At 51.3% G+C, this 22,144-nt stretch carries 21 protein-coding genes and 1 other annotated feature; of the genes, 2 read left to right on the top strand and 19 right to left on the bottom strand.

Annotation, left to right across the window (positions count from 1 at the left end; genetic code table 11):
- Position 1: 1 nt before the first annotated feature.
- Positions 2-1,024 carry a phenylalanine--tRNA ligase subunit alpha gene (gene pheS / locus ACK8P7_RS06395; protein ID WP_410043395.1) on the bottom strand — a complete coding sequence of 341 codons (1,023 nt, stop codon included), beginning with the start codon at positions 1,022-1,024 and terminating at the stop codon, positions 2-4.
- 45 nt (positions 1,025-1,069) lie between these two features.
- Positions 1,070-1,340 (bottom strand) — a binding site (T-box leader).
- Between the two features lie 320 nt (positions 1,341-1,660).
- Between pheS and ACK8P7_RS06390 the strand changes: the two genes are divergently transcribed.
- Positions 1,661-2,506 (top strand): Uma2 family endonuclease, encoded by an 846-nt coding sequence (locus ACK8P7_RS06390; RefSeq protein WP_410043394.1) that lies wholly within the window; start codon positions 1,661-1,663, stop codon positions 2,504-2,506.
- 130 nt (positions 2,507-2,636) lie between these two features.
- Positions 2,637-3,899, top strand: coding sequence for a cysteine desulfurase family protein (locus ACK8P7_RS06385; protein ID WP_410043393.1), 1,263 nt, complete (start codon positions 2,637-2,639; stop codon positions 3,897-3,899).
- 249 nt (positions 3,900-4,148) lie between these two features.
- Here the strand turns inward: ACK8P7_RS06385 and acrA are convergent, their stop codons facing one another.
- From acrA to hisH, 18 genes are all read right to left on the bottom strand, one after another.
- A complete protein-coding gene (gene acrA / locus ACK8P7_RS06380) occupies positions 4,149-5,255 on the bottom strand; it encodes an acryloyl-CoA reductase electron transfer subunit beta (protein WP_410043392.1) in 1,107 nt (368 codons plus the stop codon).
- A gap of 33 nt (positions 5,256-5,288) precedes the next feature.
- On the bottom strand, positions 5,289-6,089 hold the full coding sequence (gene acrB / locus ACK8P7_RS06375; protein ID WP_410043391.1) for an acryloyl-CoA reductase electron transfer subunit gamma: 801 nt from the start codon (positions 6,087-6,089) through the stop codon (positions 5,289-5,291).
- A 15-nt stretch (positions 6,090-6,104) separates the two neighbouring features.
- Complete coding sequence (locus tag ACK8P7_RS06370) at positions 6,105-7,247, bottom strand: acyl-CoA dehydrogenase family protein (protein WP_410043390.1); 1,143 nt, start codon at positions 7,245-7,247, stop codon at positions 6,105-6,107.
- Between the two features lie 80 nt (positions 7,248-7,327).
- Positions 7,328-8,560, bottom strand: a complete 1,233-nt coding sequence (locus tag ACK8P7_RS06365) for a CaiB/BaiF CoA transferase family protein (protein WP_410043389.1) — start codon at positions 8,558-8,560, stop codon at positions 7,328-7,330.
- Positions 8,561-8,598: 38 nt separating this feature from the next.
- Positions 8,599-9,750, bottom strand: coding sequence for a hypothetical protein (locus ACK8P7_RS06360; protein WP_410043388.1), 1,152 nt, complete (start codon positions 9,748-9,750; stop codon positions 8,599-8,601).
- A gap of 128 nt (positions 9,751-9,878) precedes the next feature.
- Positions 9,879-10,991, bottom strand: coding sequence for a 2-hydroxyacyl-CoA dehydratase subunit D (locus tag ACK8P7_RS06355; protein ID WP_410043387.1), 1,113 nt, complete (start codon positions 10,989-10,991; stop codon positions 9,879-9,881).
- Between the two features lie 2 nt (positions 10,992-10,993).
- The gene (locus ACK8P7_RS06350; RefSeq protein ID WP_410043386.1) at positions 10,994-12,229 is read right to left on the bottom strand and encodes a 2-hydroxyacyl-CoA dehydratase subunit D; all 1,236 of its coding nucleotides are present in this window, start codon (positions 12,227-12,229) and stop codon (positions 10,994-10,996) included.
- A gap of 14 nt (positions 12,230-12,243) precedes the next feature.
- On the bottom strand, positions 12,244-13,023 hold the full coding sequence (locus ACK8P7_RS06345; RefSeq protein ID WP_410043385.1) for an acyl-CoA dehydratase activase: 780 nt from the start codon (positions 13,021-13,023) through the stop codon (positions 12,244-12,246).
- 335 nt (positions 13,024-13,358) lie between these two features.
- On the bottom strand, positions 13,359-14,027 hold the full coding sequence (locus tag ACK8P7_RS06340) for a GntR family transcriptional regulator (RefSeq protein WP_410043384.1): 669 nt from the start codon (positions 14,025-14,027) through the stop codon (positions 13,359-13,361).
- 151 nt (positions 14,028-14,178) lie between these two features.
- Positions 14,179-14,655 (bottom strand): PaaI family thioesterase, encoded by a 477-nt coding sequence (locus tag ACK8P7_RS06335; protein ID WP_410043383.1) that lies wholly within the window; start codon positions 14,653-14,655, stop codon positions 14,179-14,181.
- 120 nt (positions 14,656-14,775) lie between these two features.
- A complete protein-coding gene (locus ACK8P7_RS06330) occupies positions 14,776-16,398 on the bottom strand; it encodes an AMP-binding protein (protein WP_410043382.1) in 1,623 nt (540 codons plus the stop codon).
- A 100-nt stretch (positions 16,399-16,498) separates the two neighbouring features.
- Complete coding sequence (locus ACK8P7_RS06325; protein WP_410043381.1) at positions 16,499-17,452, bottom strand: PHP domain-containing protein; 954 nt, start codon at positions 17,450-17,452, stop codon at positions 16,499-16,501.
- 11 nt (positions 17,453-17,463) lie between these two features.
- On the bottom strand, positions 17,464-18,273 hold the full coding sequence (locus tag ACK8P7_RS06320; protein WP_410043380.1) for a spermidine synthase: 810 nt from the start codon (positions 18,271-18,273) through the stop codon (positions 17,464-17,466).
- Positions 18,274-18,415: 142 nt separating this feature from the next.
- A complete protein-coding gene (locus ACK8P7_RS06315) occupies positions 18,416-18,940 on the bottom strand; it encodes an NUDIX hydrolase (RefSeq protein ID WP_410043379.1) in 525 nt (174 codons plus the stop codon).
- Positions 18,941-19,014: 74 nt separating this feature from the next.
- Positions 19,015-19,392: a phosphoribosyl-AMP cyclohydrolase gene (gene hisI / locus ACK8P7_RS06310; RefSeq protein WP_410043378.1), complete on the bottom strand. Its 378-nt coding sequence runs from the start codon at positions 19,390-19,392 to the stop codon at positions 19,015-19,017.
- A 112-nt stretch (positions 19,393-19,504) separates the two neighbouring features.
- Positions 19,505-20,263, bottom strand: a complete 759-nt coding sequence (hisF, locus tag ACK8P7_RS06305; RefSeq protein ID WP_410043377.1) for an imidazole glycerol phosphate synthase subunit HisF — start codon at positions 20,261-20,263, stop codon at positions 19,505-19,507.
- A 125-nt stretch (positions 20,264-20,388) separates the two neighbouring features.
- The gene (hisA, locus tag ACK8P7_RS06300) at positions 20,389-21,105 is read right to left on the bottom strand and encodes a 1-(5-phosphoribosyl)-5-[(5-phosphoribosylamino)methylideneamino]imidazole-4-carboxamide isomerase (RefSeq protein ID WP_410043376.1); all 717 of its coding nucleotides are present in this window, start codon (positions 21,103-21,105) and stop codon (positions 20,389-20,391) included.
- Positions 21,106-21,114: 9 nt separating this feature from the next.
- A complete protein-coding gene (hisH, locus tag ACK8P7_RS06295; protein ID WP_410043375.1) occupies positions 21,115-21,723 on the bottom strand; it encodes an imidazole glycerol phosphate synthase subunit HisH in 609 nt (202 codons plus the stop codon).
- Between the last annotated feature and the right edge of the window lie 421 nt (positions 21,724-22,144).

Below are 22,144 nucleotides of genomic sequence, written 5' to 3'. Positions count from 1 at the left end.
CTTAGAACTGATTCAGAAAACGTGTATCATTCTCATAGAGAAGACGCATGTCATCGATTTCATACTTGAGCAACGCGATACGCTCGAGGCCCACACCGAAGGCGAAGCCCTGGTACTCGTTCGGATCGATACCGCACATCTCGAGTACGTGCGGGTGTACCATACCGCAGCCGAGGATCTCGATCCAGCCCTCACCCTTACAGAAACGGCAGCCCTTGCCACCGCACTTGAAGCAACTCACATCGACCTCTGCCGACGGCTCCGTGAACGGGAAGTGGTGCGGACGAAGCTTGGTCTTCGTCTCCGGTCCGAACAGCTCCTTCGCGAAGGTATCGAGGGTGCCCTTCAGATCTGCGAAGGTCACGTGCTTATCGATGACGAGACCCTCGATCTGATGGAAGGACGGGGAGTGGGTAGCATCCACGGCGTCCGAACGGAATACACGGCCCGGACAGATCATACGGATCGGAAGCTTGCCCTTCTCCATCACACGCGCCTGTACGGACGACGTCTGTGTACGAAGCAGGATATTGTTTCCGATATAGAAGGTATCCTGCTCATCTCTCGCCGGGTGGCCCTTCGGGATGTTCAGCTTCTCGAAGTTGTACTCGTCGTACTCGACCTCCGGACCCTCGACGACCTCATAGCCCATACCGATGAAGATACGCTCGACCTCCTCAAGGGCCTTCGTATTCGGATGCGCGTGACCATACTGCATCTTCTTCGCCGGCAGCGTCACATCGATCGTCTCGGCTGCCATCTTCGCCTCACGTGCCTTCTTCTGAAGCTCCGTCATATGCTCCTGAAGCTCCTCCTCGACCTGCTGGCGAAGTGCATTGACCAGCTGACCGAACTTCGGCTTCTCCTCTGCGCTCAGATCCTTCATGGACTTCAGCAGCGAGGTGATCTCACCCTTCTTACCAAGGAAACGAACACGCACATCATTCAGTGCATTCGTGTCCTGCGCTTCGCGGATACTCTCCTGCGCAAGCTTTTTCAGCTCTTCAAGCTTTGAATTATCCATTCTTCTCTCCTTCATGATAAAAAAATCCCTGCATGTCTTACGACACACAGGGACGAATCATCGCGGTACCACCCTTGTTCCCGCAGCCAATGCTTCCGTCACGACATCGTCACGAAGCTTCACCCACAGGCACTCACTATGCTTAACGCGCATCCACGTTCCGAACTACCAGCACCGCGCCTTTACGCAGGCCTTCCCCCGGACAACTCCAGTGCGAAAATTCGTATCAGAGATTTCTCAGACCGCTCGCAGCGTGTCACGGTCACTCTCTCAGGAGAAACGATTCTGAACTACTGAACACCTTCCATGTATTTATTCACTATAGGCTGTCTGACGCTCCACCACATTATATGGAAGAAAATCAAACTTTCTATAGTTTATTTCCTGACCACAGAAAAGTCAAGGGGGGCTTACAGGGCGTCCCGACTTCTCCTGTCATGCTGTATCATTGCCCCTACCGTTTCTTCTCCGTATCCGCTCACAATCCGTAATTAACTATCCGTATACCGCTCGTATATTATTCTTATAGTACCCATTTTATCCGTTCCATAGTATAATATGAATATCTGAAGCTGAATTATATGTTTATCCAGATTTATGAATACCCGAATATCCGAACGAAGGGAGATCATCACTATGACGCTTGAAGAGATGTGTGCGCGACGACGCGAGCTGGGCTTCAGCTACGAGAAGCTGTCCGAGCTGAGCGGGGTACCGGTCGGAACGATACGAAAGATTTTCGGTGGCTACACGAAGGCTCCACGGCTGGAGACGATCGAGCGACTGACACTGGTGCTCGCCCCGTCCCAGTTCCACCGGACGCACAGGAACACCGTGCACTATACGAATCTCGTTCCGGATCAGGCACTGCGCGAGTACGCCGGCGGGTATGGTGATCAGAGCGCTGCAGAAAAACTGCAGGGAAATTTTACGATTTCAGATCTCGAATCACTGCCGAAGGATAAGCGCTTTGAGCTCATCGATGGGTACATCTATGAGATGTCGCAACCGTCGATTCCGCATGTATTGATCATGCAGGGCATCTACCGTCAGCTCTGGGCCTGCATCGATCGCCATAAAGCGCCTTGTAAGGTCATGGTTTCGGATGTCGGCGTGCGCCTCGACCGCGACGACCAGACGTTGATTTCCCCGGACATCATCCTCTTCTGTGACAGGTCAATGCTGCAGTACCGCTACATCGATGGTGCCCCGGACCTCGTCATGGAAATCCTCTCGCCATCGAACCGGAAGTACGACCAGGAAATCAAGAAACTGAAGTACGAAAGCGCCGGTGTACGCGAGTACTGGCTGATCGACCCGGAACGGCAGAAAATCATCCTCTATTATTTCAAGGATCTCGCAGAGGACGACATCTTCATCTATGGTTTTCACGATCAGATTCCAGTCGGCATCAGCGAAGGAAAGTGTGAAATCGACTTCGATTTGATTTATAATGAGCTGGCAGAAGACGGATTTCTCTAAAGAAAATCAGCATACGCATCGCCTTCCAATTTGCATATGTCATCCGAGGGCATATATCCGAAGCAGATAAAAACCACATCACCCTCCGACATGCATTGTCGCTCGAGGGCTTAGATTAGAAGAGGCCAGAATGAAGGATTATTACATGGATCATGCGGCGACCACGCCGCTTTCGAAAGAAGCACTGGAGGCGATGATGCCCTACCTCACCACGGAGTATGGCAATGCTTCCACCGTCTACACCTATGGCCAGCGCGCGAAGGCGGCGATCGAGCGCAGTCGTCGTACCATCGCGACCACCATCGGCGCGAAGCCATCTGAAATTTACTTCACGAGCGGCGGCACCGAGTCGGACAACTGGGCGCTGATCAGCACATGCGAGGCTGGACGTGAACAGCTTTCGAAAACTCTGCAGCCGCAGGCTACTGCAGCCGCAGTCGACCAGAAATACCGGTGCAGCAGTAAAGCATTGATGAAGTGCGGTCATATCATCACCGACCAGATCGAGCATCACGCGATCCTCCATACCTGCGCGTATCTCGAGAAGCGGGGCTTCGATGTGACCTATCTTCCGGTCGACCATGAGGGCCATGTCGATCCGGATGCGGTGATGGCGGCGATCCGTCCGGATACGCTGCTCGTCAGCATCATGGTGGCGAACAACGAAATCGGCACCCTCGAGCCGATCGCAGAGATCGGTGCGCGCCTTCAGAAGCATGCAGCGGAAACCGGCCAGCGCATCCTCTTCCATACGGATGCCGTCCAGGCGTACGCCCATATCCCACTCGATGTCGATGAACTGAAGGTCGACCTCATGTCGGCGAGCAGTCACAAGCTGAACGGCCCGAAGGGCGTCGGCTTCCTCTATGTGCGCCGTGGCGTGAAGCTTCCGAGCTTCCTGCATGGCGGTGAACAGGAGCGGGGGCGTCGCGCCGGCACGGAAAATGTCGCCGGCATCGTCGGCTTCGCACGCGCTGCAGAGCTCGCCTGCGGTGTGAATACGCAGGAAAGCGCCGTCCGCGACCACCTCATAAAGCGCCTGCTTGTCGAGATTCCGTACACCAGCCTGAACGGGGATCCGACGCATCGTCTCCCGAATAACGTAAACGTCTGCTTCAAATATATCGAAGGCGAGACGCTCCTGCTGCTCCTGAACGAGAAGCACATCTATGCCAGTGCCGGCTCCGCCTGCGCCAGCGGCTCCCTCGAGCCGAGTCATGTACTGACCGCCATCGGCATCGCCCATGAGGACGCCTACGGAAGCCTCCGCCTCACGATCGGACCGGAGACGACGTTAGAGGATGTCGATGAAGTGGTGGATCTCATGAAGCCGATCATCGCCCACCTACGGGAGACGTCGCCTCAGTATCGGAACCGATTTATCACATCCTGATACACAGAAAGATTCCCCACGCTCCAGGAAGTCCGTGTCTATTTTGCCAGATTTTTTATCGAACGGTACGGATATCACGAAGATTCTTCGTTTCATAAATTGTACATCATCGCAATCAAGCGCTGACCTGCAACCCCGCAGATCAGCGCTTTTCCTATTTATTCCGTCTTAATAAGCAAGAGGGACAGGTCCAACGACCTGCCCCTCTTTCGCTAGATTGATCTAAAAGATAACGACGTATTCTACGAATTACTTCTTTGCCTTTTCGTCATTGATGGCTGCGATCATCTTCGGAACGACCTCGTAAAGATCACCGACGATACCGTAGTTTGCAACTTCGAAGATCGGCGCATTGGCGTTTGCGTTGACTGCGATAATCATATCGGAGTCCTGCATACCAGCCTTGTGCTGAATTGCACCGGAGATACCAAGTGCAACATAAATTCTAGGATGAACGGTCTTACCGGTCTGTCCAACCTGACGATCCTCTGTCAGCCAGCCGTTCTCAACGGTCGGTCTGGAACCAGCGACGACACCGCCACCGAGCGCCTCTGCAAGCTCCTCTGCGAGCTGCTTACCCTTCTCGACGTCCTTACTGATACCCATACCGACAGCGACGATGATATCCGCGCCTACGAGATCAACGGTCTTCTTTGCAGACTTCACAACCTCGAGAACCTTGGTTCTGAGATCAGCCTCGGAAATCTGTACCGGATACATCTCGATCTCGCACTGATCAGCCTTTGCCTGATCAAACGCTGCCTTCTTCATAACGCCTGGACGTACGGTAGACATGCAAGGTCTGAATCTCGGGCAGATGATGGTTGCCATAAGGTGACCGCCGAATGCCGGACGTGTCATCTTGAGGTTGGTATCTTCCATATCAAACTTCTGAGAATCAACGTCGATCGTCGAAGCATCTCTTAAGAACTGTACATAGTTGTTCATATCGATATCAAGGTGTGTACAGTCTGCGGTTAAACCAGTATGTAATCTACCTGCGCAACGAGGTCCGAGATCACGACCGATGGTCGTAGCACCGATGAGGAGAACCTCCGGCTTCTTATCCATCACGACATCACAGAGAACCTTTGCGTAGGCGTCGGTGGTATAGACGGCGAGGGAAGGATCATCACAGACGATCACCTTATCTGCACCATAGCCACCGAGCTCCTTTGCGATACCCTCTACGTTGTGGCCGAGTAATACGCCGATGAGCTTTGAGCCTCTCTGATCTGCGAGCTTTCTTGCTTCGCTGATCAACTCGAAATCTGTGTTCTGAAGCTTGCCGTCACGCTGCTCACAGAAGACCCAGATATCATGAAATTCTTCAATATTTGCACTATTGTAAGCCATATCTATTCCTTTCTGTACGACTCGTGTACGACATCAGATTACATGCTGCTTCGCAAGCTTCGACGCAAGCGCTGCAGCCGCTTCTTCTGCACTGCCTTCGATCATCTCAACCTGCCCCTTCTGAGGCGGTGTGAATGACTTGAAGATGTTGGTCGGGGAGCCCTTTAAGCCGATGGTATCCGGCTCGATGAGCGGCTCATCCTTCAGTGCATTGTAATCGAGAACCGTGATCGGCTTATCGAAGCAGTCGAAGATGCCCTTTACGGTCATATATCTCGGTGTGTTCAGCTCCTTGATGCAGGTGATGAGACATGGTGTCTGTACCTCAACCTGCATATAGCCATCCTCGAGCATTCTCTTGACAACGAGGACATCGCCATCCTTCTTGATGTCGGCTGCGTAGGTAACCTGCGGAAGGTGGAGCTTCTCTGCGATCTGTGGGCCAACCTGTGCGGTATCACCGTCGATTGCCTGTCTTCCACAGAAAATCAGGTCATCCTTACCGATACCCATATGATGGAGTGCGCCGGCGATGATCTGGGATGTTGCGAAAGTATCGGAACCACCGAACTCTCTTGCAGAAATCAGTACGCCATCATCTGCGCCCATTGCGATCAGCTCACGTAACATCTTCGCTGCTGGAGGTGGTCCCATGGTAACAACGGTTACCTGACAACCGGTAGCATCCTTTAACTGGAGAGCTGCCTCAACTGCATTCATATCATCCGGATTGGTGATAGTTGCCATAGATGCACGATCCAATGTACCATTTGCATTTACTGCAACCTTTCCCGATGTATCCGGAACCTGCTTAACGCAAACAAAAATTCTCATGTTCGATTCCTCCCATCAATGTAAAAGTGCACCAGAAATAACCATCTGCTGTACCTGGCTGGTTCCCTCATAGATACTGAAGATTCTGGCATCACGGTACATTCTCTCGATCTTGTACTCCTTGATGTAGCCATATCCGCCGAAGATCTGCAGTGCCTTATAAGCCACTCTGTTTGCCATCTCAGCAGCATATAACTTACACATCGCACACTTCATAGGGGTGTTAGGATCATTCGCGTCCATCTCCTGTGCAGCAGTATAGATCATGCATCTTGCAGCCTCGATCTCGGTTGCCATATCAGCGAGCATGAAGCTGATGGCCTGATTCTTTGCGATCGGACGTCCAAACTGTACTCTTTCCTTCGAATACTTAATCGCTTCCTCGAGACAGCCCTGAGCGAGACCCAGTGACTGAGCAGCAACACCGAGACGTCCACCATTTAAGGTCTTCATCGCGGTCTGGAATCCCTTATCCTTCGGTCCAAGTAACCACTTCTTGTTTACGCGAACATTATCAAAGCTGATATCTGAGGTCGGATAACCGCCGATACCCATCTTCGCCTCTGGCTTACCGGTGCTGATACCCGGAAGCTTCATATCGACGATAAACATAGAGATGCCCTTGCTTCCCTTCTGTGTACGATCAGTCTTTGCATATACAACAGCATAATCTGCGAACGGTGCACCGGAAATGAAGCACTTACGTCCGTTGATGATAAAATCATCGCCATCCTCAACTGCGTAGGTCTGAAGGCTTCCTGCATCAGAACCTGCACCCGGCTCAGTTAAAGCGAAAACGATATTCTTCTTACCAGCCGCAACGTCTGGAAGAATCGCCTGCTTCTGCTCCTCTGTTCCACACATAAGAACAGGACCAGCACCAAGAGAGTTCGGTGTGTTTACATAGATGGTTGCAACTGGCATTACTCTTGCGAACTCCTCACCCATCAGCATATAGGTAAGGGTATCACCACCCTGTCCGCCATACTCTCTAGGAATCTTGACACCAGTGAATCCATACTTCGCCATCTTCGCATAGAGCTCAAAATCGAACTCACCTGTAGCATCCAGTCGATCCTGAATTTCCTTCGTGAATTCCGTCTCAGCAAAATTACGGAAATTTTTTCTCAGCATCTCGTATTTTTCTGAAAGAACCATTCGTATTCCTCCTTCATAAAAAAGTCGGGCAATGACCGGTTAGGCGTCTAGGTCTAAGCATCATTGCCCTTATTTAATTGTTATTTGTTATCGCGAATATACAGAGCCTTGCTCTCAAGCATTCTCTTGATATCTTCGTCGGTATAACCTAACTCCTTCAGAACCTCTGGGCCCTGCTCACCGAGATCAGGAGCTCTGTTGTAATCCGGTGTGCCCATGTTGGTGAACTTAACCGGGAGACGTACGAGTCTTCTGGTGTTACCTGTACGGAAGGTCATATCATAGAAGCAATTATTTGCCTCTGCCTGCTTATCCTGAAGGATTTCCTCCCAGCTCTGTGCGAGGCCGAACGGAACATCATTCTCAGTAAGATTGTGTGCCATCTCGTCCTTCGTATACTTCGCAAACTCAGTGGTCACGATGTCGTATACCTCCTGGGTCTTTCCGTTCTTCTGGCAATCAAGAATCGGGAAGAAGTCAGCATTGCCGATCAGGTCCTCACGACCGATGGAGCGCATAACTCTCTCATAGTAGGTATTGTAATCCGGTGTGCAGAGCTGAATATAACGGCCATCACTGGTCTTGAAGCAGTTGTTTACCGGGTTTGCTGCATTACGTGCATCGATCGGATACTTTCTTGCGATGCCATCATAGTTTGCAGCCTGTACCATCATACCCATGTTGTAAACGGAGGTCTCGAAAAGGGAGGTCTCTACCTTCTCACCCTGTCCGGTAACCTTTGCATGATAAAGTGCAGCGAGGATACCAGCCGCAAGGTTCATACCTACGTTATGATCGCCGAGGCCAGGAACAACGTTCATCGGACGATCACTGCCCTGATGTAAGGAGTGAAGATATCCGCCACGTGCGAAGAATGCGGTGAAGTCAAATCCTGGAAGATCCTTGTCCGGACCCTTTTCACCATAGCCTGTGCAGATCGCATAAACCAGCTTCGGGAACTTCTCCTTCAGGTGGTCATAGTCGAGGCCAAGCTTCTCAAGAGCCTGAATTCTCCAGTTTGTGATCAGTACATCAGCTGTTCCAAGCAGCTTATAGAATGCTTCCATACCTTCCGGGGACTTCAGGTTGATGGATGCCTCTCTCTTGTTTGCATTCTCCAGCTCCCAGGTTGTATTCTCCAGCCAGTCGAGAGGTCTACCCTCGGATGGTGCTGTGTAACGAAGCGGGTCTCCATTTGGAGCTTCGATCTTGATGACATCGGCGCCACAATCGGCGAGGAATCTTCCTGCTGTAGCTGCTGCAATAAAGTTCGCAAGCTCTACAACTCTTACGCCTTCAAGTAACTTGCTCATAGTCATATTCTCCTTTTAAAATTATAGTTTTTATTCAATTACTTATTTTCATTCTCCAGTGGAAGAGAATCGAACTTTGTAACGATCATATGGATTACATATGGGATGACGATTACAGGGATGGTGAGGTATCCGAGGTACTTGTAACCTACGGCTACGATCTTATTAAGACCAAGCTGTGCGATTGCAAATGCAACAACGGTACAGATCAGGGTTACGATGATAACATCCTTACCAGGCTTTGCAGTCGGATCGAAGTTCGGGTTGAGGCCCTTACATACACGGTTCGACATACCAGCGATCATGTTTACGGCAGTGGATACAGAGCCGAGGATGATCAGGATCGAAATGATCGGACGAAGAACGTCTGGTGCCGGTCCCTTGTTCACGAGGATCATCAGAGGGATGGACTCCTTAGCGAAGTTCGGATCGTTTGTAATAGCGGTAAGACCGAGAACGGCCATGATGCAGATCAGACCATTGACGAAGAAACCGATGGTCATCGAAGCCTTCGCATCATCCGGCTCCTCAAACGGTGCTGCATGCTGAACAAGAAGGCCCAGAGATGCAAGCTGGAATGCAGAGTAAACAATACTCAGCCATAAAGCCTTGCTCATCGGTGCCGGTGCAGCTGCGCTTGCTGCGATGTTTGCCTGGATGTCACCCCACTGTACAACGATGTTCGGAATATAAACCAGGAACAGACCTGCTACGATGGCGATGGAAAGAACCGATGCAACCTTACGAACAACGTTTGTTCCATAAACAGCAACGATGAAAATGAAGATACCTACGAATGCGGTACCAACCCAGTGATTCACACCGAAGGATGCCTTCATGGTCTCAACACCGGTTGCGAATGCTGCTGCAGGTGCTACGCAAAGGGTTACGACATATACAAGCTTGTACAGGTTTGAGAAAATCGGTGAATACTTGCCATAAAAGCTGTTGTTGTAGCTTCTGTAGTCATATACATTGTGTCTCTTCGCATAACGAAGTGCATACCACTGATAGAATGCACCGATTAACTGTGAAATCAGGCAGGTTAAGAATGCCCAGTTACCAAACTGTACGAAATACTGTCTTAGCTGGTTACCTGATGCGAAACCACCACCAAACTGTGTCGTGAACCATACGAATGCTACGCCGATCTCGATGGCCAGGCGACTCTCTTTTTTACTGCTTCCCATTACTACTTCCTCCTAAAAAGTGCTTTATAAAACTTTATAAACATAAGAAACCGCCTTTCGAATTTCTTATGCTATGCACGGCACTCATGCGGGTGCATGGACATGCACCCGACGAGTACTCGCTTACATCAGAATAACTCGCTGAACGCCTCTAACTGTGTTGCAGCCTGCTCGTAGTTCACCATCTGACGGTCAACCTCGATATTTACCTGATGAAGTCCGGCAGCCTCGCAGGCTCTCTTGATCGGAACATAGTCAAACTCTTCCGGATCACAGAACTTTGTCATCAGTACGATGACACCGTCTGCGTTATGCTTCTTCGCCTGATCCACGATGTAATCGACTCTGGACTTCTTCGAATCATAAAGAAGTGTGTCATCATCCATCGCACAGTACTTCTCAACGAGACCGTCCATCGCATTCTGAACTGTCTCAGGAACGTCTACCTTATACTGTCTGGACTCGTTACATACATCATCAAATGCAATCTTGATGCCGTACTTCTCGAAGATCTCGAGGAGCTGTGGCGCATCTGCAAGAATTCCACTTACAAGAACTCTTACCTTACGCTCATCCTTCGGACCCTGCTTAAGCTCTGCAATCAGCTCCTTTACAAGAGCGGTATGCTCTTCCGGAAGCATGAACCATGCACTCTTAAATACATCGGATCTCTCCTGTGCCGTCATCTTATACTCAGATGCTACTTCCGCGAACTCACGCATCACTGCATTATGCTCGTTGTAGATATGATTTGAGTTTGCCAGGCTTGCGGTTGAGAAATGCGCACCTGTGATAGCTTCGAGGTCAGAAACCACTCGCTCATAGCCGGCCTTCGTAAAGCGCTTGCCATACTCCGGCTTTCTGTTCTGCGGATAGGTCATCGGGATAAACGGAATATCCTTTACGGCGTACTTCCAGTTCTGACCGATGCACTTCAGTGAATCGCAGAGCGAAGGAATGACGATCGCAGAAATGCCCTTGTACTCACCGTTGATTCCAAGCTCGAGGATCGACTGCATGATAGAGCAGATAAATGCAGGGAAGTACTTCTTCGCCTGATTGATCTGAACGTCTGCGCCCCATACACCCATCGGAACGAGGCCCATCGAATGGATGATTTCATTCGGTGTATAGTAGGTAACCGCGACCACCTTCTTACCTTCTGCAAGATACTGATCGAGCTGCTTTCTCGGATTGGAAGCCACTTCATGAAGCTTCGCAAAAATTTCACTTGATGTCATAATTACTTCGCCTCCTTATTTGTATCCATGATTTCCATCAGTCCCTGAACTCTCGTATCGTACTGTGCCTCAGAGAAGTTTCTCGGATCGGCCTGATCACCATCGAAGGAAACAACCGGAATACCGCATGCTTCACCGATCTGACGTGACATCTCCGGCATGAATCCGGACCAGAGCTTACATGAACGGTTGGTGTGTACCAGTAAGCCTTCTACTGAATCTGCCTTGCAGAGACGGATTCTCTTATCTCTTGCATGCTCAAGATTCATGCAGTTCGGTACCTCTGCGTATGCTCTGCACATATCTCTGAAGTCCTTATAGATGAATCCGAAGGCATCTGCATAAATGGTGGTAACCATGTTGATGCCACGGTTCTTCAGACCGCTGGAGGTTGCTCTCAGCCATGGCCAGCAGGCGATACCCTCAAACATGATTCTGTACTTCTCTTCTGCACGGAAAGTAGAAGTTCCGTTTACGTGGTTCTCCTCATACTCTCTGTTCAGAGTTGCCATCGCCTTGGCTGCTTCTTCCTTACCTCTTGCGGTAACCATAACCGCCATGTGATTTAAGAGATCGAAGCCATTAAATGGTGATGGAACATACTTTGCTGTTGCGGTGGCATCGAGCCATGCCTTACTTGCTTTTCCAGAAATCTCCTGTACCTGCTTGAACTTCTCATCGCTCCACTTATGACCGGTGATTCCCTCAAGCTGATGAATGGCATCCCACATCTGTCCCTCGATGTAATCGATCTCAGCCTCGGATACTTCATAATCCGGGTTGAACGGAATATCAATCATGATCATCGGAATATTGAGTTCCTTCGCGATATTCTCATACCACTTGATCATACAGTTACAGATATTGTTTGCGCAGAGTACATAATCCGGAAGCGGCATATCCTGCTCAGGTGCACTCTTCAGTTTCATGTATGCAAGAGAGATACGGGCATATGCGCAGATATCGTTGCTGTAGCCTTCGCTCTCTGCCTCGGAGCACATTCTCTCTCCGCCGCCTCTGGCTGCGATACCAGCTGCCTGGTTCTCCGGGTAGCAAACGGTAAGCCCTAACGTCTCCGGAATTTCTACCGGGAAGTTACTCGAGCACCAGCCGACTAACTCGCCACGCTTTTTCGCTTCGACTGCATTATCATATGCAGCTGCTGCGATGTTTCTCAGCAGTACCTTCGCAGAATTTGGATCTGGTGCCGGTCTCTGTTTCTTGATTTCCTCTCCCATAGATAAAACCTCCTTTATTTATTTAAAGATTTTTTAAAAGCATAAATAGAAGCGCCTAAAGCTCCCATAAGCTGTGCTTTCTCGTCATATGCGATCGTGACACCAAGCTCATGCTCGAGTGCATGTCGTACGCCGCCGTTATTGGCCACGCCGCCGGTCATACAGACCTCTTCGCGGATGCCGACGCGTCTTGCAAGAGACGCCACTCTGGTGGCAACGGAGTTACAGATACCTGCCACCACATCCGCAATATCTGTTCCGTTTGCAAGCTGTGAGATCACCTCAGATTCTGCAAATACGGTACAGGTACTGGAAATCTGTGCCGGATGCTGCGCCTTCGCCGCTTCCACCTCGAGATCATCGATCTTCAGGTTCAGGATGTTCGCCATGACATCCAGGAAACGACCGGTGCCTGCTGCGCACTTATCGTTCATAACAAAGTTATCGAGCTGTCCCTGCTCATTCAGTGCGAGCACCTTCGCATCCTGACCACCGATGTCAATCACGGTTCGAACAGAAGGAAATACAAAGTGTGCTCCGATGGCATGGCAGCTCAACTCGCTGACCTGATAATCCGCATCGTCATAGGTCTGCCGTCCGTATCCGGTGGCAACCGTTGCTTCTATATCCGATAATGTTAAATTTGTCTGTTTCAGAACATCCTCTACTGCTCGCTGGACACCACTGGTACCAACCGTCGCTACGATAATCGAAGATGCTACGATATCTTTTCCATCCTGAAGGATAACCGCTTTCGCAGTTGTTGATCCTATATCAACGCCTAATGTAAACATTGTCCCTCCTTATGTAATCTTGTTCTTTTGTCTACTTGTATACTAGTGAATATCAAAAGGGCAAAATACATTGTTATTATTCTATCAAGGCTTGTGCATTATGTAAATAGTAATCTGCATGGTGTTTCCTGTTTTGTGCATTTAACTGATAATATTTCGAAAATTTGTTAATTTTTAAACTTGTATTTTTACCCAACGTTTCTTTTTCAAGTTTCAATGATGACTATTGATCAACTTCATAACGATTCTACGCTTCAATATAAAAAATCCCAAAGAGATGGTTTACATTACGTAAATTCATCCGTTTGGGGATTCATGTCAGTACGCTTTAAATATTACTGTCGTATAAAGTAGGATGGATACTCCTTCATCGCACGATCTGCGATCGTCGTGATGGTTTCCAGATGCTCTGCCAGTGCTTTCTGTGCCAGAAAAATATCTTTACTTTTTACTGCCTCCAGAATATGTCGATGTTCCTTTATAAGTTCAGGAATACGATTATCGAAGGAAACGTCAAAGTTTCTCCACCGCGCGATGTGCCCCATGTACGGGCCAAGTAGTGCAACCAGCGACTCTCTTCGTACAGACTGGATCATCGCCTCATGAAATTCACTGTCCAACCTCGGGAAGTTACCATGGTAGTCGATTTCATGAGAGCATAATTCCTGCTTCATCATATTCTCTTCAAGCTTCTCAATCAATGCATTCAGTCTCTCGTCTGACAAATAGGATATCAGCTCGAAGATGACTTCTTTTTCGATGGCCGTTCGCAGCATCAGAAGATCCGCAATATAATTCAGATTAATCAGTGAAACGAAGGTACCTCGCTGCGGATATACTTCCAGAAATCCTGTCTGCTGAAGTCTGGAAAAAGCAGCACGTATCACCGTACGGGAGACTTTATACTGCTCTACCATCTGGTTCTCGCTCAGCATTTGCCCGGGCTCATAGCTCAGATCGATGATCTGCTTTCGGATTTCTTCATAGATCTCGTCACTATTCATGGTTTTTATCGCTGCTATCTGATTCAGATTTATTTTATTATTCATTTGATATCCTTCATTGCTGGTAAACCCGTTTTATAGTATACCAAATTAGTAGGATAAGTAAAGCGTCTGTCCTCCCTCTCGGATGTATCCATACGGTTCTATCGTTTTATTTCTTCTCAGAACCTTCCGGAGATTCGGATGTACTTTCCTCATCTTCAAACAGTGGGCGATGCAGATCGAAGTAGGTATACATGCCTTCTGCAATCAGATCACCATTCTCGTTATGAATCTTCGTGTCGTACACGGAAATCGTTCCGCCATTCTGTACCACATAGGCTTCCGCAATCAGCTTTTGAAAGCCTACGCTCTTACGAATAATATTCAAGCCGCCACTCAGCGTCACGCTCTTCGTTCCCCTGGAAGCTGCAGCGGCACCGCTTGCAGAATCCGCGATGGAGAACAGAAGTCCCCCATGCACGATACCAACAGAATTCATGAGCTCATGATGAAGATCGATTTCTACCCGACCATATCCTTCTTTGATATCAACGACACGCAGCTGCAGCAGCTGACCATAAGGATTATTCTCGGAATTTCGATAATCCATCACCTTTTTATAAAATGCTTCATCCATTTTCTTCATATATCAACCTCACATCGCCTGTTTTAAAATGAATCATCTTCTGCCTGCGGCCAATGCTTCTGCCTTTTCATCATCGCCAGACGATCTTAAACCGCGCCCGCGGAGTGATGATGCTTCGCCTTATGCATTGACATAGCACCGCTCATTCGGCGTCTTCGTCAGTTCGATGGCCTGATGCTTGATTTCAGCGATATCGATCTTCCCAGACGCAGTCATCGGAAATTCATGAAAGCTAAGCACAAACTTCGGAACTTTATAGGACGCAATACGTGGCTTCAGGAAGGCATAAAAGCTTTCCATATTCAGTATATTTCCGTTTTTCGGAATCACGCAGGCAGCCACCTCTTCCTGACGGAATTTCGATGGCACACCAACGACCTTTACGTTCTCTACCATACCGGAACGTAAAATCACTTCTTCGATTTCCATCGGCGAAATATTTTCACCACCACGAATGATCATATCTTTCAGGCGACCGGTGATACACAGCTCCTCTTCATCATTGAAATAGCCGATATCTCCCGAGCGGAACCACCCGTCAGCGGTAAACGCTTCCGCGGTTTTATCCGGACGCTTATAGTATTCCTTCATGACATTGAAGCCACGGAACTGGATCTCGCCACGCTGGTTCGGTCCCAGAACTTTTCCGGATTCCGGATCAACGATTCGTCCTTCTACATCCTCCATAAGTCGTCCGACGGTCACCGCCTTCTTTTCAATCGGGTCATCCCATCCGGCGAACGATACCGCAGCTGACATCTCCGTCATACCAAACGAAGGCTGCAAATGCATATTCGAAAAACGTGCACTGATTTCTTCATACTCATCCGGTGGCAGCGGCGATCCTCCAACGACACCAGACTTCAGACTCTCTCCGTTCAGATCAGCATATTCACTCTTATGAATCAGTGCCAGATACATACTCGGTACACCGATCATAATGGTACAGTGATACTCTGTAATCGCTCTCCATACGGTCGCTGTACGGAAATACGGAAGCAGATGCATCGTAAAGCCGGTGGTTACACAGCCGACAAGTGCCGTGATCAGGCCGAAGCAGTGGAACATCGGAGCCGAAACACACATCTTATCTTCTTCTGTCCAGCGCATATAATGCTTCGTATGCAGTGCATCGTTGATGACGCTATAGTGTGTCAGCACGACGCCCTTCGGCATTTCGGTGGTTCCGGATGTAAAAATGATAAACACAGGATCCTGTGTATCTACCTGCTTTTCTGCATCCCGCACCTGCTGGATCGTCTCCGCACTCTTCTCGTTCTCCGAAAAGCTGTCGAGCGACATCCAGATGCCGCCTTCCTTTTCGTCAATATGATAAAAGTGTTTCACTGACGGTGTACGGCGCTTAATGTCCGGGATCAGGTCATCATATACTGTATCCTTACAGCCACTACCATAAAACAGGAGTTCAACATCGGACTGGTGAAGAATACTGCTCATTTCTTCTACACGATAATAGGTATTATATGTGCAGACCACTGCACCGATTTTTGCAAGTGCAAGCGCCGTGAACACGAAGCTAGGGGTATTCACACTCCAGATACCGATGTGCTGTCCCTTTTTCACACCATACTGATTCATCAAGCGTCCGGCATAGGCATCTGTAATTTCATCGAGTTCACGAAACGTACAGGTCCATTCTGCCTGCTCGAGTGCAATATGATCCGGATATTTCTCCGCCATCGTTCTCAGACAGTCTGCGATTGTCCGATTCACCAGTTCCATGTAACATCCTCCTTGAATCAACTTTTACCCTATCAAAGTTATTCATCTTGTTGAGTTGTATACAAGTCTACATCCTTGATATAAATATATCAAGCAGAAACTAAATGAATTTTGGACAAAATGCTGCCGTCCGCCAGTACAGTGTTCCTCCCGCATCCGGCTTCGTATTCTTCGCAGGTCGAGAAGCATCATCGGCGCCCACCGCACGCACGAGGAGGTTTGTGTGCGTGAACCCTGCCCAGCGTGCGAGCTCCATCGCCTCCTCGAAGCCGCCGTCGAGCAGCTCCTTCTGATGCGCATCCGCGGAGATCAGGATCTCTCCGCCGAGCGCATGGAGATGCCGAAGCAGCTCCGGTCGTGGATACAGTTCCCTCTTCCGCCCGCGGTTCACTGCGCCGCAGTTGATTTCAAACGGCAGCCCGTACGGCACGAGCGCCTCCATGGCCCGCTGCGCCGGCAGAAGGTAACGCTCACTCATCTCATCGAGGAAGTGGCCACCATCTGCGCGCGAGAGATCATTGAAGCGCGTGATCAGATCGAAGTGCCCGATAAACGTCGGGTGCAGCCGTGTCGCCACCATCGCCTCGAAGCGGTAGTAGTCCGCGGACAGGGCGTAGAAGTCGCCGCCATAGTACTGCCTGCACTGGTCATGGAGCATGCCAATGTCTCCATCCACGCCGATCAGATCCCAGTTTTCGGAGCCCTCAAGGTGTGTCCCGAAGGCAGCCGGTGTCGACCACACAGAAGAGCCAGGCACCGGCACGAAATGCGTCGAACCGATGGTGTATTCCGCACCGGCCACACACGACGGATCGTAGACATTGTCCAGCTCCGCACCTCGGAGGATATCGATTCGGTCGCGGTACGCCACCTGCAGACGGCAGATTTCCTGTGCGTAGGCCACGTAGTCCATCGAGACGCCCGGATCCATGTGCCCGCTGAAGCCGAGATGCGTGAAGCCCTTTCGAAGCGCCTCCTGCACCACGGCCTCCGCCGCGTCGGAGCCATCACAGAAGGTGGTATGCGTATGATAATTTGCTTTTAAGTTTCTCATGAGAACTCCTGTCACATCTCAAACGCCGTATCCGAGGCGAAGAAAATGTTGTTCTGCGGCACGAATGGACTGATCTCGTCGTCGCACTGCATGAGAAAGGTGTATGCAAACACCTTCTGAAAATTCTTCCGCTCGCGGCGCATCTGAATCGAGTGGAGGCCACGAAGCGCCGTCACCATATTGGCGGCGTAGAGGCCACCATCCGTGAGGCACTGGTGGAACAGCTGCGCCGACGCCTGCATGGATGCGCTCGACTTATAGCCGATATATGCATCGTTCAGGATGGCGTCGTAGCGGAGTGAATCTTCCTCCGCAGCGGTATGAGCCTCGCGGTCGCCTGCATTGGCCACCCTCACAGACGCATCCGTAGCGGCAAAGGTTGCGGACAGTTTTTCCAGATATCGGTGGCCGTCGCCGACGATGACGCGGAGTCGGTCCGAATACTGTGCCTCCAGCGCGCGCAGACCGAAATAATCCCGAGCGACCTCGACGATCGTCGGGCTAAGCTCCACCACGTCGATCGACTTCTCCGGATACTGCTTCAGAAAAAACCGAGGGTAGGCAAAGCCGCCGCCCCCGATCAGCAGTACCCGCCGCGCCGACGGATGCAGGCGGAACGCCCACTCGAACTCGCGCATATACTCGAACGCGAGCTCATCCGGACGCAGCGGATCCAGGTACTGCGCCGACTGCATCGCCCCATCGACGAGCAGCAGCCGCATGTGTTCCTCGTTGTAGAGCCCCTCACAGACCTCGATCGACTGCCCGAGCGGGTCCCGCGTTTTATAAACTGTTTTCTTTTCCTTGATAAACTCTTCCATGTACAGCTCTTCGTTCTCCCACAGATTTTGCCCCTTGGTACTCGCCTGGCAGGCATGATACCTGAAAATACCGCAGAACATGCCTACACTCCCGAAATTCACCATCATGAACCGCAGGCACGTTTCCTTCAAAAACCAGGCATCATGCCTGCGTCACCTTCTTCTCCGCCGCGAGTGCTTCCTGAATCCGCTTATAATGCAGGAATTCATCCGCCTCGTGCAGCGCGCGGATCTCGTCCATCGTCGCCATGCGGAAGTCGATGGCCTCCGACTGCTCGATCGTCACGTCCGCATCCGCGAACTCCAGCTTCACATGATAGATATCGACGAAATAGTTGTCGCCGCGCTTCAGGTCCTCGTTGCGGTACCCGTAGATCGGCGTCCGCATCACCGCCGGCACCGCTGAAATATCGAGTCCGGTCTCCTCGCGCACCTCGCGCGTCACCGCGGTGAAGCTGTCCTCGCCTGCCAGTGCTCCGCCACCGGAAACCTCCCAGGCCCCCGCCGCCCACTTCTTCGTGAGCGCACGCTGCGTGATGAGAAAACGCCCGTCTGACGGGCGCTCGATCAGCGCCAGCACGTAGAGCATGAACTCGCCCGCCTGCAGGAAGCTGCTACGCGGCACGACACGGCCCGTCCGGCGCTTCTCGCTGTCATATATATCCATTCGCTCGTCTTTTGAATCCATCTCTTCTTCCCCACATCTCATGTTCTTCGGCCAATGCCTCTGGCGTCAGCTCTTCACTTCCCGAGCGGCTTATCTTTCGACCGGTTCTCCGCCCATTCTTTATATAAAGAATCATCGAAACAGCTGTCATTCCCGCGGTGGCACGCCGGGCCATCCTTCCGGACCTGCACGAGAATCGCGTCACGGTCACAATCCGCTTCCATCGTCACGATGTGCTGGTAGTTTCCGCTCGTCGCGCCCTTCAGCCAGAGCTCCTGCCGCGAGCGGGACCAGAAGCAGGTGAGCCCCTTCTCCAGTGAGATACGAAGCGACTCCCTGTTCATGTACGCCAGTGTCAGCACGCGCTTCGTCTCAAAATCCTGTACGATGCACGGCACCAGCCCCTTTTCGTCAAACTTCACCTTCTCGATATCAAATGTTTCGACTGCCATTCCTGTCCTCTCCTCATCTGTGATACGCTGCCAACATTGTACTATAGAACGTAAAAAATGGAAGCAACACTCTGAATGTACACTTCAAAATGTGCCCCCATCTTTCTGTGAATCAACGTCTGACCGGGATGCCTTCCGCCTCTAGTCTCTCCTTCAGGTCTCCGATCTTCACCTCGCCGAAGTGGAAGATCGAGGCGGCGAGGCCGGCAGAGATGTCCGGAATCTCATGGAACAGCTTCACGAAATCCTCGATAGAGCCGGCACCGCCGGATGCGATGACCGGCACCTTCACGAGCTCATTCACCGCCGCGAGCATCTCGAGGTCGAAGCCCTGCTTCACCCCGTCGGTGTCGATCGAGTTCAGCACGACCTCACCCGCACCACGCTTCACGCCATCCCGGATCCACTCGAGTGCATCCATGCCAGTATCGATGCGGCCGCCGTTCAGGAACACATGATAGCTTCCGTCCACGCGCTTCGCATCCACCGACAGCACCACACACTGATTACCGTACTTCTCTGCCGCTGCATTGATGAGATCCGGATTCCTGATCGCGCCCGAATTCACCGACACCTTATCAGCACCGCACTTCAGCACACGGTCGAAATCATCGACGGTGTTGATGCCGCCGCCCACGGTCAGCGGGATGAAAATCTGCCGCGCGACCGCGGTCAGGATGTCCGTGAAGAGCTTCCGCCCCTCGAAGCTCGCGGTGATGTCATAGAACACGAGCTCATCCGCGCCCGCATCGCTGTAGTATTTCCCGAGCTCCACCGGGCTGCTCACATCGCGCAGTCCCTCGAAATTGACGCCCTTCACCACGCGCCCGTCGCGCACATCCAGGCACGGAATAATTCGTTTCGTAATCATCTCTGTTACCTCATCATCTGCCTTCGGCCAATGCACTTTCACAGGCACCGTCCGCTGCGTTCTGTCAGCAAGACTTCACCGATCTCCCGATGTCGCCTGCCAAAGCATCCCTACTGCCCGACACATCATCCGCGTGCGACGTCCAGCGCATCCTTCAGCTTGATGGCGCCGTTGTACATCGCCTTGCCGAGAATCGCGCCATAGAGCCCCATGTCGCGGAGTGCCCGGATGTCCTCGAGCGTCGACACGCCGCCGGACGCGGTGATGTCGATGCCGTCAAGCCGGCTCAGGCGCTCATACAACGGCAGATTCGTGCCCTTCATCGCGCCGTCCTTCGAGATATCCGTGACGATCGCGGTCTTCACACCGAGGCTTCGCAGCTTCCACAGGAAGTCGAACATATCGACATCGAGGACCTCGACCCAGCCCTTGACGGCCACCCGGCCATCCTTCGCATCGACGCCCACGGCGATCCGCTCGCCCCAGCGCCCCACCGCATCCCGCAGGAAATCCTCATCCGTCACGGCCTTCGTGCCGAGGATGACCCGCGCGACACCGGCATTCAGATAGCGCTCGATCATCTCGAGACTGCGGATCCCACCGCCGATCTCCACCTGGAGCTTCGTCTCATGGCAGATTGCCGCCACCACATCGAAGTTCGGCGTCGTGCCGTCCTTCGCGCCCTCGAGGTCCACGAGATGCAGCCAGCGTCCGCCGTCCGCCTCGATGCCCCGGGCTGTCGCCACCGGGTCCTCGCTGTACACTGTCATCTTCTGGTAGTCGCCCTTCAGAAGCCGTACTACCTTATGGTCATATAAATCAATCGCTGGAAACAGCAGCATAGTTCCTCCTCACAGTGCAGCAAACGCCTTCAGGATCTTCAGGCCGACAGCCCCGCTCTTTTCCGGGTGAAACTGCGTGCCATAGACATTGCCCTTCTGAACTGCGGCGGTCAGCGGCACACCGTACTCCGCGGTCGCCGTCAGATGCGCGTCACAGTCGAAGGCCGCGAAGCTGTGCACGAAGTACACACAGTCGCCCTCCGTGAGATCGCGGAAGAGCGGGCAGTCATCCACGAAGTGCAACGCATTCCAGCCCATGTGCGGGATGTCGAGATGCGCCGGGATCACACCCTCGATCGGACGCACCTCACCCGGAATCAGCCCGAGGCCCTCATGCTCCCCATACTCGAGGGAGCGGTCGAACAGCAGCTGCATGCCGAGGCAGATCCCGAGAAACGGCTTCCCCGTCGCCGCCTGCGCCTTCACGAAATCGAAGAGCCCGCAGTCGCGCAGCTTCTGCACGGCGTCACCGAACGCACCGACCCCCGGCAGGATCACATGATCCGCCTGCCGGATGACCTCCTGATCCGCCGTCACCACCACCTCCTCGCCGATCGCTCTGAGAGAGCTCTGCAGCGAGAAGAGATTTCCCACGCCATATTCGATGATTGCAATCATAGTCGTCCTTTCAATCTGATTCTCCCAATCGGTTTTTCTGGTACTTCCTTTTTCGCAATACTGCATATTATAGAATGAATGACATTATGTAATTTCAAGTTTGACGCAATACATGCCTTGTGAAAAATTCGACATTACCTCTATCGTTAAATTCTTACACATATGCAAAATATTTAAGGATATAGCTAATGTCATTATTTTTAAACAAGCTCTATTGCGTCAAATATAATGTCAATATTTCTTTAGAACCTTTATTGCGTCAAACCAGGTAATGTCGAAATTTTTAAAAGTACCTTATTGTGTCAAATTTCAAAATAGATAATGTCATCTCATCTATTTAATGCTGTTTTGCGAAAAATGAGTATTCCGGGCGATTCTGAACCGCCGTTCCGGCGCCACAGTACCGCTGTTCCGTTTTAGA

Source organism: Oribacterium sp. P9, assembly GCF_046365365.1.
Lineage (GTDB): Bacteria > Bacillota > Clostridia > Lachnospirales > Lachnospiraceae > Oribacterium.
Note: the sequence above shows the minus strand (reverse complement) of the source record. Positions and strands in the feature narration are given on the sequence as shown.